12 protein-coding genes are annotated in these 12,328 nt (G+C 70.5%); 1 reads left to right on the forward strand and 11 read right to left on the reverse strand.

The genetic code is table 11. From position 1 onward, the window contains the following. Positions 1–13: 13 nt before the first annotated feature. The 11 genes from JMV16_RS21840 to JMV16_RS21890 form a co-directional block, all read right to left on the reverse strand. Positions 14–916, reverse strand: a complete 903-nt coding sequence (locus tag JMV16_RS21840; protein ID WP_201496432.1) for a DMT family transporter — start codon at positions 914–916, stop codon at positions 14–16. After that, entirely contained in the window at positions 916–2,535 is a 1,620-nt protein-coding gene (locus JMV16_RS21845; protein ID WP_201496433.1) for a gamma-glutamyltransferase family protein, read from the reverse strand. The genes JMV16_RS21840 and JMV16_RS21845 overlap by 1 nt, the downstream gene beginning before the upstream one ends. A gap of 85 nt (positions 2,536–2,620) precedes the next feature. Next, positions 2,621–4,222 (reverse strand): MFS transporter, encoded by a 1,602-nt coding sequence (locus JMV16_RS21850; RefSeq protein ID WP_201496434.1) that lies wholly within the window; start codon positions 4,220–4,222, stop codon positions 2,621–2,623. Between the two features lie 75 nt (positions 4,223–4,297). Continuing rightward, positions 4,298–5,815, reverse strand: a complete 1,518-nt coding sequence (locus JMV16_RS21855) for a tripartite tricarboxylate transporter permease (RefSeq protein WP_201496435.1) — start codon at positions 5,813–5,815, stop codon at positions 4,298–4,300. 10 nt (positions 5,816–5,825) lie between these two features. Beyond that, positions 5,826–6,290, reverse strand: coding sequence for a tripartite tricarboxylate transporter TctB family protein (locus JMV16_RS21860; protein WP_201496436.1), 465 nt, complete (start codon positions 6,288–6,290; stop codon positions 5,826–5,828). Between the two features lie 143 nt (positions 6,291–6,433). Beyond that, on the reverse strand, positions 6,434–8,254 hold the full coding sequence (locus tag JMV16_RS21865) for a GspE/PulE family protein (protein WP_201496437.1): 1,821 nt from the start codon (positions 8,252–8,254) through the stop codon (positions 6,434–6,436). After that, positions 8,251–9,033, reverse strand: a complete 783-nt coding sequence (locus tag JMV16_RS21870; protein ID WP_201496438.1) for a methyltransferase domain-containing protein — start codon at positions 9,031–9,033, stop codon at positions 8,251–8,253. Before JMV16_RS21870 ends, JMV16_RS21865 begins: the two co-directional genes overlap by 4 nt. Beyond that, a complete protein-coding gene (locus tag JMV16_RS21875) occupies positions 9,030–9,491 on the reverse strand; it encodes an STY0301 family protein (RefSeq protein ID WP_201496439.1) in 462 nt (153 codons plus the stop codon). The genes JMV16_RS21870 and JMV16_RS21875 overlap by 4 nt, the downstream gene beginning before the upstream one ends. 11 nt (positions 9,492–9,502) lie before the next feature. Next, positions 9,503–9,892: a BPSL0067 family protein gene (locus JMV16_RS21880; RefSeq protein WP_236580653.1), complete on the reverse strand. Its 390-nt coding sequence runs from the start codon at positions 9,890–9,892 to the stop codon at positions 9,503–9,505. 35 nt (positions 9,893–9,927) lie between these two features. Beyond that, positions 9,928–10,437 (reverse strand): DNA-deoxyinosine glycosylase, encoded by a 510-nt coding sequence (locus tag JMV16_RS21885; RefSeq protein WP_201496441.1) that lies wholly within the window; start codon positions 10,435–10,437, stop codon positions 9,928–9,930. After that, positions 10,434–11,279 (reverse strand): TatD family hydrolase, encoded by an 846-nt coding sequence (locus tag JMV16_RS21890; RefSeq protein ID WP_201496442.1) that lies wholly within the window; start codon positions 11,277–11,279, stop codon positions 10,434–10,436. The genes JMV16_RS21885 and JMV16_RS21890 overlap by 4 nt, the downstream gene beginning before the upstream one ends. A gap of 77 nt (positions 11,280–11,356) precedes the next feature. Between JMV16_RS21890 and JMV16_RS21895 the strand changes: the two genes are divergently transcribed. After that, positions 11,357–12,319, forward strand: coding sequence for a S1C family serine protease (locus tag JMV16_RS21895; protein ID WP_201496443.1), 963 nt, complete (start codon positions 11,357–11,359; stop codon positions 12,317–12,319). The last annotated feature ends 9 nt before the right edge of the window (positions 12,320–12,328 follow it).

The following is a 12,328-nucleotide window of genomic DNA, read 5'->3' on the forward strand; positions in this document are numbered from 1 at the left end:
CTTGATCTCCGGTTCAGCGTGAGCGGGCGAGCAGCCACACCCCCGCCAGCACGGCGATGGTACCGGCCATGATCCAGGCGTTGAAAGGCTCACCCAGGATGGCCACGCCCATCAGGATGGTGGCCAGCGGCCCGATGAGGCCGGTCTGCGCCGTCACGGTGGCGCCGACGCGCTCGATGGCCAGCATCACCATCAGCACCGGCGCAAAGGTACACAGCGTGGCATTCAGCAGCGACAGCCCCAGCACGGCCGGCGCCACCGCCGCCGCCGACAGCGGCCGCAGCAGCAGGAACTGCGCGATGCACAGCCCGCAGGCCACCGAGGTGGCCCAGCCGGTGAGGCGGGCCGCACCCAGGCGCTGCACCTCCTTGCCGCTGGCCACCAGGTAGACGGCATAGCTCACCGCGCTGCCGAACACCAGGACCGCGCCCAGCGCCGAGTGCGCGCCCGAAAACTCCAGCTCATGGCCAAAGACCAGGGCCACGCCGGCATAGCTGATCGCCAGCGCCAGCAGCTGGCGCCGCCGCACACGCTGGCCGTGCAGCAGCACGCCCAGCAGCAGCACCAGCGTCGGGTTGAGGTAGAGGATCAGCCGCTCGAGGCTGGCGCTGATGTACTGCAGGCCGGCGAAATCGAGGAAGCTGGCAAGGTAGTAGCCGCTGAAGCCCAGGCCGGCGATCACGCCCAGGTCGCGCCGCGCCAGCGCCGGCTTGCCGCGTCCGGCCCACCAGGCCAGGGCCAGGAAGAGTGGCAGCGCGAAGAGCATGCGGTACATGATCAGCGTCACCGCGTCGACGCCGTGGCGGTAGGCCAGCTTGACGATGATGGCCTTGCCGCTGAAGGCAATGGAACCGGCCGCGGCCAGGGCCAGGCCGGCGCCCCAGGATCGGCCCCGCGACGGGCCGTCCTGCGTCATCAATAGCCCGCGGCCTGGCCGTCGCGGCGAGGGTCGCTGGCGGCGGCATAGCCTTCCACCGCGGGGTCGCCCAGGCGCCAGATGAACTGGCCGGCGCCATAGTCCTGGTAGCTGTCGGCGAAGGCCTCGACGCGGTGGCCCAGGTCGCGCAGGCCCTGGGCGGTGGCGGCGGGGAAGCCGTCCTCGGCATTGACGGTGCCGCCGAAATAGCGCCAGCGCGGCGCGTCGCAGGCGGCCTGCGGGTTCTGGTGGTAGTCGAGCATGCGCACCAGGGTCTGCATATGGCCTTGCGGCTGCATGTCGCCGCCCATCACGCCATAGCTCATCACCGGCGCGCCGTCCTTCGTGAGAAAGGCCGGGATGATGGTGTGGAAGGGGCGCTTGCCCGGCGCCACCAGGTTGTCGCTGGCCGGGTTGAGCGTGAAGCCGTGGCCGCGGTTCTGCAGGCTCACGCCATAGCCCGGCACCACCACGCCCGAGCCGAATCCCATGTAGTTGCTCTGGATGAAGCTGACCATCATGCCGCCGGCATCGGCTGCCGTGAGGTAGATGGTGCCACCCTGCGGCAGATGGCCGGGGCCGTAGTTCTGCGCCTTGCTGGGATCGATGAGGCGGGCGCGTTCGGCCAGGTAGCCATCGTCCAGCATCTGGGCCGGCGTGAGACGCATGCTGCGCGGCTCGGCCACATGGCGATAGACATCGGCAAAGGCCAGCTTCATGGCCTCGATCTGCAGATGCTGGCTGGCCACGCCGTCGCGCGGCAGCGCGGCGATGTCGAACTTCTCGAGGATGCCCAGCGCGATGAGCGCCGCGATGCCCTGGCCGTTGGGCGGAATCTCGTGCAGCGTGTGGCCGCGGTAGTCGCGCGAGATGGGCGTCACCCACTCGGGTTGGTAGGTGGCGAGGTCGGCCGCCGTCATCGCGCCGCCATGGGCGCGGGCGTGGGCGGCGATGGCCTCGGCCACCTCGCCGCGGTAGAAGGCCTCGCCGCGGCTCCCGGCAATCAGGCGCAGCGTGCGCGCCGCCGCCGCGAAGGCAAAGCGCTCGCCCACCGCCGGCGCGCGGCCGTGCGGAAGAAAGGCCTCGGCAAAGCCGGGCTGGGTGGTGAGCTCGGGCAGGGCCGCGGCATTGGCCCACTTCTGCTGGATGATGACCGGCACCGCATAGCCGCGCTCGGCGGTCTCTATCGCCGGCGCCAGCAGATCGGCGAAAGGCAGCTTGCCGAAGCGCGCACTCAGGGCCATCCAGGCCGAGACCGCGCCCGGCACAGTGGCCGAATCCCAGCCGCGCTTGGGCGGCGTGCGCGCGTCGGCGCCGTGGCGCTGGCGGAAGTAGTCCGGCGTCCAGGCCGCCGGCGCGCAGCCGCTGGCGTTGAGGCCGTGGAGCTGGCGCCCGTCCCACAGGATGCAGAAGGCGTCGGAGCCCAGGCCGTTGCTGCAGGGCTCGACGATGGTCATCATCGCCGCCGTCGCGATGGCTGCGTCGACCGCGTTGCCGCCGGCCTGCAGCATGCGCAGGCCGGCCTGGGCCGCCAGCGGGTGCGAGGTGGAGACGACATTGCGCGCGAACACGGGCGAGCGGTGGCTGGCATAGCCGTTGGACCAGTCGAAGTCATGCATGGGCAGAGCCGGCCATCGCCGGTGGGGCTGGGTGGGGAGCCGATTGTGCCGGGCGCGCCGGCACGCGCGGGGTCGGAATTGCCCGTCAGGCCCCGGCGCCCGGAGGCAGGGCATCGCCCTCGGCCACGTAGCGCCGCAGCAGCGGCGGCTCGGGCCCGAGATGGAAGGCCATGCGCTGCTCGCGCAGGCCGGCGTCGAAGGCGGTGAAGCGCTCGAGCCGGCGCTGGTGCTCAAGCCAGTTCTCGTCGACGAAATATTCGACATAGCGCCCGGGAACGGCCACATCTCGGAACAGGCCCCAGGACAACGCACCCTGGCGCAGCCGGGCGCGCCGCGTGCGCTGCATCACCTGGGCAAATTCGGCGGCGCGGGCCGGGTCGATCTGGTATTCCAGCGTCACCATCACCGGGCCTTCCTCGGGGCCGATCTCGTAGGCCGGCTCGGGCACGGCGCGCGTGGCGGCCGGCGTGAAATCGGGGTCGGTGCCGCCCTCCACCGTGAGCCGGCGCGTCGCCACCAGCACCACGATGCCGAAGGCCGCGGCGGCAAAGATGGCGTTGCGCACGCCGGCGAATTCGGCCACTTGACCCCACAGCAGCGAACCGGCGGCCGAGCCGCCCATCAGCGCCATCTGGTAGATGGCCATGCCGCGTGCCCGCACCCAGTTGGGCATGGCCACCTGGGCCGCCACGGTGAGCGAATTGGCCACCGAGATCCAGGCCATGCCGGCCAGCACCATGGCCGGCAATGCGATCCAGATCTCGGGCAGCGCGACAACCAGACAGGACAGTGCGGCATGCACCACGGTGCCGATGCGCACGAACTGGTCGCGGTTGAAGCGCTCGCGCCAGCGCGGAAAGAAGAAGGCCGCCAGCACCGCGCCGCCGCCCACGCAGGACAGCATCAACGTGAAGGTACCGGCACCGCCGCCGTGCAGCATGCGCGCCACCAGCGGCAGCAACGCCATCAGTGCGGTGGACTGCAGGAAGAAGAGAAAGATGCGCAGCAGGATCACGCGCAGCCGCGGCGACTGCAGCGCAAAGTTCAGGCCGGCACGCATGGCGCCGACGAAACGCTCGCCGGGAAGCGCGCTGGTGCCGGGCTCATGGCGCCAGCGCAGGATGAGGGCGAAGGCAACGCCGCCCAGCAGCGTGTTGAGCACGAAGACGGCAGCCGGCCCGGTGCCGGCGATCAGCGCCCCGGCCAGCACCGGGCCGACCACGCGCGAAAGGTTCATCGAGATGCCGTTGAGCGCCAGTGCCGCGCCCAGTTCGCGCCGCTCCACCACCATGGGCACGATGGCCGAGAACACTGGCCAGCGCATCGCCAGCGCGATGCCGTTGCCGAAGGTCAGCGCCAGCAGCAGCGGCGCACTCAGCGCATCGGCCAGCGAGAGCCCGGCCAGGATCAGCGCATTGACCGAGACCCAGAGCTGGGTGGCGGCGAAATAGCGCCGGCGGTCGACGATGTCGGCCAGCGCGCCACTGGGCAGGCCGAGCAGGAAGACCGGCAGCGTGGCCGCCGTCTGCACCAGGGCCACCATCACCGGGCTGGTGGTGAGCGTGGTCATCAGCCAGGCTGCCGCGACGTCGTTCATCCACATCGTCAGGTTGGCCACCAGCGAGGCCAGCCAGAGGCCGCGAAAGACCGGGCCTTTCAGCGGGGTGAGGGCGGCTGGCAGCGCCATGCTCAGGCCGGGCTCGCGTGAAGGAAAAAGGGCCCCTCTTCGGGGCCCGGGCAGCGCTTCACGGGGCGTGAGGCGCTAGTCGGCATCCTGGAACGCGGCCTCGCGCTTGTTGCGGATGGCCGGCAGCATCACGACGACCACCATCAGCAGCGCCGCCACCAGCAGCCCCGCCGACAGGGGCCGCGTCATGAAGGTGCTCCAGTCGCCGCGCGAGAGCAGCAGCGCGCGGCGCAGGTTCTCTTCCATCATCGGCCCCAGGATGAAGCCCAGCAGCAGCGGCGCCGGCTCGCAGCCCAGCTTGTAGAAGACGTAGCCGACGACGGCGAAGCCGGCGCCCATGTAGACGTCGAAGGGGCTGTTGTTGAGCGTGTACAGGCCGATGCCGCAGAACACCATGATGGCCGGGAAGAGGAAGCGGTAGGGCACGGTGAGCAGCTTGATCCAGATGCCGATGAGCGGCAGGTTCAGGATCACCAGCATCGCATTGCCCACCCACATGCTGGCGATCAGGCCCCAGAACAGTTGCGGGTTGCTCGTCATCACCTGGGGGCCGGGCTGTATGCCCTTGATCGTCATCGCGCCCACCATCAGCGCCATCACCGCATTGGGCGGGATGCCCAGCGTCAGCATGGGGATGAAGGATGTCTGGGCACCGGCGTTGTTGGCGCTCTCGGGGCCGGCCACGCCGCGGATGTTGCCCTGGCCGAAGGGCACCTCGCCCGGCTTCATGCGCATCTTCTTCTCGACCGTGTAGGCCGCGAACGAGGCCAGCAGGGCGCCGCCGCCCGGCAGCACGCCGAGGATGGAACCCAGCGAGGTGCCGCGCAGCACCGCCGGCCAGGCGTTGAGGAAGTCCTGCTTGGTGGGCCACAGGCCCTTCACGTCCTTGGTGAAGACCTCGCGGTGCTCGGCCGGGCGGCCGAGGTTGGAGATGATCTCGCCGAATCCGAACACGCCCATCGCGATGGCGACGAAGCCAATGCCGTCGGTGAGCTGCGGAATGTCGAAACTGAAGCGCGGCACGCCGGAGATGACGTCGGTGTTGATCTGGCCCAGCAGCAGGCCCAGCACGATCATCGCGATGGCCTTGAGCAGCGAACCCGAGGCCAGCACGACGGCGCCGATGAGGCCCAGAACCATCAGCGCGAAGTACTCGGCGGGGCCGAACTTGAAGGCCAGCTCCGTCAGCGGCGGCGCGAAGGCGGCAATGACGATGGTGCCGGCGCAGCCGGCGAAGAAGGAACCCAGGCCGGCCGCGGCCAGCGCGGCCCCGGCGCGGCCCCGGCGCGCCATCTGGTAGCCGTCGATGGCGGTCACCACCGAGCTGGATTCACCGGGCACGTTGATCAGGATGGCGGTGGTGCTGCCGCCGTACTGCGCGCCGTAATAGATGCCGGCCAGCATGATGAGCGCCGGCGTGGCATCGAGCGCGTAGATGCTGGGCAGCAGCATCGCGATGGTGGCCACCGGGCCCAGGCCCGGCAGCACGCCGATCAGGGTGCCCAGCAGCGCACCGCCAAAGGCATAGGCCAGGTTGGTGAAGGTGAACGCAACGCCGAAGCCGAGCGCGAGATTGTTCAGGAGATCTTGCATGGCGCAGTCCTCAGCCGGTGATGAACTTGGGCCACAGCGGAATCGTCAGCGACAGGCCCTTGATGAAGATGAGCCAGCTGCCGATGGTCAGCACGATGGAGCTGATCAGCGCGTCTTTCCAGTGGAACTCGTCGCCGGCCAGGGCCGCGACGAAGACCAGGATGGGCAGCGCGGCGACCATGCCGATGTGCGGCAGCGTCCAGCCGAAGATGGCCACCGTGGCGGTGATCATGATCAGCGGCTTCCAGGCCCAGGGACCGATGCGATCACCCCCCTCGACCTCGAAGGTCAGCGCCTTGAACAGGATCATCCCGCCCAGCAAGGCCATCAGCACGCCCAGGCCGAAGGGAAAGTAGCCCGGCCCCGGGCGTGCCGAGGCACCCATGCTGTAGCCCAGCGATCCCCAGGCGAACGCGACGCCGATGACGAGGAACATCATGCCGGACCAGAAGTCTTTCTGGCTCTTGATCTTCAAGTCTTGTCTCCTCGAGGCTATGGTCTGCAAACGATTCTAGGGACGGCCCACCGCCCCCCCGCTGTGGTTTCCACGTAAGGAAGCGGAAAGCCCGGGGCCGCCGCCCCGCCCTCCGCTCCACTCGGCGCACCCCAGGGGGCGGCTCAGCGCTGCACGTCCAGACTGGGCGTGGTCCTGAGCACCTCTTCCAGCGTCGTCAGGCCTTCGGCCACCTTCATCGCGCCGGCCAGACGCAGCGGGCGCATGCCGTCGCGCACGGCCTGGCGGCGCAGGGCCGAGGCGTCGATCTCGGGGTGGATGGCGGCGCGCGAGGCCTCGCTCATGGTGAGCAGCTCATACAGGCCGGCGCGGCCGCGGTAGCCGGTGTGGCGGCATTCGAGGCAACCCACCGCACGGTAGGGCCGCACGCCACCCGACAGCCGCCAGGGGCGCGCGACATCGTCCAGCATCTCGCGCGTCGTGCCCTCGTCGCGCAGCTTGCAGGCCGGGCACAGCGTGCGCGCCAGGCGCTGCGCCAGCACGCCGATCACGGTGGCCGCAATCAGGTAGCGCGGCACGCCCAGGTCGGACAGGCGGGTGATGGCGCCGACGGCATCGTTGGTGTGCAGGGTGCTGAAGACCAGATGGCCGGTGAGCGCGGCCTGGATCGCCATCTCGGCAGTGGCGAGGTCGCGGATCTCGCCCACCATGATGATGTCCGGGTCCTGGCGCATCAGCGCGCGCAAGCCCTCGGCGAAGCCCATCTCCAGCGCCGGCTGCACTTGGGTCTGGTTGAAGGAGGGCTCGATCATCTCGATCGGGTCTTCGATGGTGCAGACGTTCACCTCTTCAGTGGCCAGGGTCTTGAGCGTGCCGTAAAGCGTGGTCGTCTTGCCACTGCCGGTGGGGCCGGTGACGAGGATGATGCCGTGCGGCCTTGCGATCAGTTGCTGCCAGGCACGGCTTTCCACCGGGCCGAAGCCCAGCGCCGCCAGGCCCTTGACGGCCGCCTCGGGATCGAAGATGCGCATCACCATCTTCTCGCCGAAGGCCGTGGGCAGGGTCGACAGCCGCATCTCGACCTCGCCGCCGGGCTTGCCGTCGACATCGGGGCGGCGCGTCTTGATGCGGCCGTCCAGCGGGCGGCGGCGTTCGACCACGTCCATGCGGCCGAGCAGCTTGATGCGCGCCGTCATCGCGCCCATCACCGTGAGCGGCACCTGGTAGACGGTGTGCAGCACGCCATCGATGCGAAAGCGTATGGCGCCCATGTCGCGCCTCGGCTCGAGGTGGATGTCGCTGGCGCGTTGGTCGAAGGCGTACTGCCACAGCCAGTCGACCACCTGCACCACGCCCTGGTCGTTGGCATCGAGCGTCTTGTTGCTCTTGCCCAGTTCCACCAGTTGCTCGAAGCTGGCGGTGGAGGCCACCTCGCCGGTCTTCTGCGCCGCACGCACATTGCGCGCCAGCGTGTAGAACTCGGTCGTGTAGCGGCGCAGGTCTTCGGGATTGGCCACCACCAGGCGCACATGGCGCCGCGTGTGCGCCTCGATCTCGGGCAGCCAGGCGGTGTCATACGGCTCGGCGGTGGCAATCACCACCTCGGTGGCCGACACCGACACCGGCAGCGCGTGGCGGCTTTGGGCGTACTGCACGCTCATCACCTCGGCGACGCGGCCGACATCCACGCGCAGCGGGTCGATGCGCAGATAGGGCAGCTGGCAGCGCGAAGCCAGCCACTCGGTGAGCGCCTCCAGGTCCAGCGGCTGGCCACTGCCCTGGCGCTCGAGGCCGGCGCCACCCAGGCGCACCAGCGCGTGCATGCTGGAACTGCCGGCGCGGAAGCGCGCCCGCACCTGCTCGCCATCTTCGGCGCTGACGAGGCCGTCCGCGCACAGCCAGTCCAGCAGCAGCGGCCACTCGAGCTTGCCGCGCGGAACGGGTGGCGAGTCAGGGGTCAGGGTGGCGGTGACGGAGCGGGTCATGGGGCCTCGTCCTGAGGTGGGGTGTAGGGCCGCACCATGCGCAGCCACTTGCGCGCCGGCAGCCCGAGGGGCCCCCAGCGCGCTTCGATGGTAGCCGCCCGCGCCGTCAGTTCCTCGCGATCCGGCACCACCACGCCACGCCCGGCCACGACCACGGTATTGCCTTCGCGCGTCGGACGCAGGCTCCAGACCTGGTCGCTGCCGAAGGCGGCGGCAATGCGCGCCAGGCTGGCTTCGAAGCTGGAATGGCGGCCGAAGAGATTGACGGCGAAGACGCCGCCAGGCTCGAGCAGGCGGCGGCACGCGGCGTAGAAGTCTTCGCTGTCGAGCACCGGCGCGGCAGCCTCATGGTCGTAAAGGTCCACATGCAGCAGCCGCACGCTGGACGGCGCGGCCTGGGCCATCCAGTCGGCGGCGTCGCCCAGCACCACCTCCGCCGCCTGCGGCAGATGAAACCAGTGCTGGTTGGCGGCCACCACATCGGGGTTGATCTCGACCACCGTGGTCGCCATGCCCAGCTGCACTGCGGCAAAGCGCGTCAGCGCGCCTGCGCCCAGGCCCAGCTGCACCGCCTGGCCCTCGCCCAGCGTCGCCGCCGGCAGCCACAACAGCGCGGCCAGCATGCGCTGCACGTAGTCGATCTCCACCACCTGGGGCTTCCTGATGCGCATGCCGCCCTGGATCCACATCGTGCCCAGGTGCAGGTAGCGCACGCCGTCCTCCTCGGACAGCGTGACCGGCGGCAGGTCCTGCGCGATGCGCCGCGTGCCGGTACTCATCGGCAGACGAAGCCCGCGCTGAGCGTGCCCTGCGGGCGCTGGCGTTGCAGCGTCGCGGTGCACGAGGTAGCGCCCGGGGGCACCGGCGCGTGCAGGCGCAGCAGGCCTTCGGCGTAGTCGCAACTGAGAAAGCGCCCGCCGGCATCGGGGCCGCCGAAGCGCCACACCGAAACCCTGCCGCCACCGCTGCCGGTGGTCGGCTTGAGCACGGCTCCGTCGGCTGGCGGGCCCTCGAAGACATTCACGCCGCTCAGGCGCACTGACCCGGCCTCGATGCGGCCCTGCCAGCCGGCCAGATCAACCTGCCCGGCAGCGGCGACCACGCGGCCACCCTCCAGGCGCACGGCGGGAGGACAGTCCAGGGCCGCCGGTGCCGGGACCTGGGCCGAAGCCAGGGCCGGTGCGCCGGCGCAGATGAGGAGCCAGGCCAGCGTGGCGCGATGCCGGTGCGATCTCATGGGCCGGCTCTTCATTCGATCACCGCGTAGGCCTCGGCATTGTTCGATGGATCGACGAAGCCTCCCGTGGCCAGGCGGCCCTTGCGGCGCAGATAGCGCTTGGAGACCTTGGGCTTGCTGGCATCGCTGGCCCACTGGTCCATGATCCAGATGCCGGCCAGATCCTGCGACAGATAGAGTGCCGCGTGGTTGCCGGTGGCATTGCTGGCGTACTTGCCGTCGACGAAGGTGGCGATGGCCGTGCCCTTCTTCAGCGTGGTCTCGCCCAGTACGGCCTTGCCGGCCTTCCAGGCCGAGGTGACCGGCGCCTTGGCGTAGGTTTGCACCAGCGCCACGCATTGCTTGGAACCCACCTTGGCGGTGTTCTGCAGGTCGTCGACCTGATCGTAGGTGTACGCCACTCGCGCTCTCCTTGGCTGTCGCTTGTTCAACTCTCTCAGCATCGCACACCGGCGCGCGCCAAGGCCTCGGTCCAGGCCGCCAGCTTGCGCTCGAAGGACCAGCTGGCGTTGGCCGGGCTGCTGGACGGCAGGCGCAGCACCGGCAGGCCCAGGGCCGCGGTCTGGCGCATCGCACGCGCCGATTCGCCGCCGTTGTGTACCACCAGGACCAGCTGCGGCGCGAGGCGCCGCAGCGAGGCGAGGTCGTTGAACACCGGCTCTTCGATGGCCTGGTCCAGGCTGCCCTGGCGCCGGCAGCTGGCATAGATGTCCCACAGCCCGAGGCCGCGCCGCTGCAGTTCAGCCAGCCGCCCGGCATAGGGCAACGCCATCAGGTCAATTTCCCAGATGGCACCCAGCAGCGGCCAGAACTGGTTGCGCGCATGGCCGTAATACTGCTGCGCCGCCAGCGAGGCGGCGCCGGGAAAGCTGCCCAGGATCAGCAGCCGGGCGTCGGCCGCGATCACCGGCGCCAGGCCTTGCAGGCGCGGGCTCGGTGCATTCAAGACGGCTGCTCCGGTGAGGCCAACGACTCCAGCGCCGCCAGCCGCGGCAGCGCCGCATGGGCGTTGGCGGTGGTCTGCGCCGCGGCCTGGGTCAGGCTCCAGCCGCGCAGGCCGGCCAGGGTCTCGGCAATGCGCGGCAGCTCGGCCGGCTCATTGCGGCTCACCGCGCCGGCGGCTCGTTCGGCGGCGCTGCGGTAAAGCCAGTGCGGCGGGATGTCGGGCGCGTCGGTCTCCAGCACCAGAGCCGTCTCGGGCAGGGTGGCGGCGAGTTCGCGGATGCGCAGCGCACGTTCGAAGGTCATGGCGCCGCCAAAGCCCAGGCGCAGGCCCAGGGCCAGGAAATGCGCCGCCTGCGCCGGGCTGCCGTTGAAAGCGTGGGCGATGCCGCCGACGACAGGTATGCGGCGCAACTGAGCCAGCAGCGCGTCGGCCGAGCGCCGCACATGCAGGATCACCGGGAGGCCAGCGGCGCGCGCCAGCTTGAGCTGGGCGGCATAGAAAAGCGCCTGGCGCTCGCGGCCGGCCACCGCCTCGGGCACGAAATGGTCGAGGCCGATCTCGCCCACGGCCACCAGGCGCGGGTCGTCGCGCCAGCGCTGCAAGGCCTCTCGCAGGCGGTCGAGGTCGGCGTCGTCGGCCCGGTCCACATAGAGCGGGTGGATGCCCAGCGCGTAGGCGCCGCCGTGGGCGTGGGCGAGCGCGCGCACGGCCTCGAAATGCGCCGCCGCCACGGCCGGCAGCACCCAGCGCGCGACGCCGGCGGCGCGGCTGCGCGCCACCACGGCGTCGCGGTCGGCATCGAACTCCGGCGCGTCGAGGTGGCAGTGCGTGTCGATCCACATGGCGCGATGATGGCGCAGCCCGCCCGCGGCACGCCCGCGCTGCAACCGCGGGCGCAACGTGATACCGTGCCCCGCCCATGAAGAAGGCTCCGCTCTACAGCCCTTCGCCACGCCGCGCCGCCGCGGCCGGGGTGGCGTTGCCGCCGGCTGCCGATGCCACTGCGATGTCCCCGGCCGCAGCGCAGGCCGGCGCGCCCCCAGCGCCAAGCGCCCACGGCCGCCTGCGGCGCTTGGCCCGTACCTGGCCGGCGCCGCTGTGGGCCCTGGCCGGCGCCTTGTTCGCGCTGGCCTCGCTGCTGCTGGCGCTGCAGCTGCGGCCCGGCCCGCGCGCCATCACCCAGGACGACATTGACGCCGCCGTGCGCCAATCGCTCGAGAAAGAGCCCCAGCCCAGCGCCGCGGCCAAGGCCTACGAGGCCATCCTGCCCTCGGTGGTGCGCGTGGTCTCGATGCTCGACGAGAACGACAGCGGCGAGGACAAGCCTGACGACAAGCGCGCGCTGGAGCGCGGCCTGGGCACGGGCGTGGTGATCATCGACAACGGCACCATCCTGACCAACCTGCATGTGGTGTGGGGCGCCAAGAAGATCAAGCTGCGCTTCGCCGACGGCCACGAGAGCGCGGCCACGCTGATCGGCGCCCAACCCGAGCACGACCTCGCCGTGCTCAAGGCCGAGAGCCTGCCCGACGACCTCGAGGCCGCCACCATGCGCTCCACGGCCGACCTGCGACCGGGCGACCACGTCATCGCCGTCGGCCACCCCTTCGGCATCGGCCCGTCGGTGAGCTACGGCGTGGTCTCGGGCCTGAAGCGCGAGTTCCGCGCGCCCGACGGCGAGAAGACGCTGACCAACCTGATCCAGTTCGACGCCGCCGCCAACCCCGGCAATTCCGGCGGCCCGCTGGTGACCATGGACGGCCATGTCGTCGGCATTGTCACCGCCATCCTCAACCCCTCGGAGCAGCGCACCTTCATCGGCATCGGCTTTGCCGTGCCGATAGAGAACGCCGCCGCCGCGGCCGGCATGCCGCCGTTCTGAACGCCACCC

The sequence above is a fragment of the Rubrivivax sp. A210 genome (genome assembly GCF_904426505.1).
GTDB lineage: Bacteria > Pseudomonadota > Gammaproteobacteria > Burkholderiales > Burkholderiaceae_C > Rubrivivax.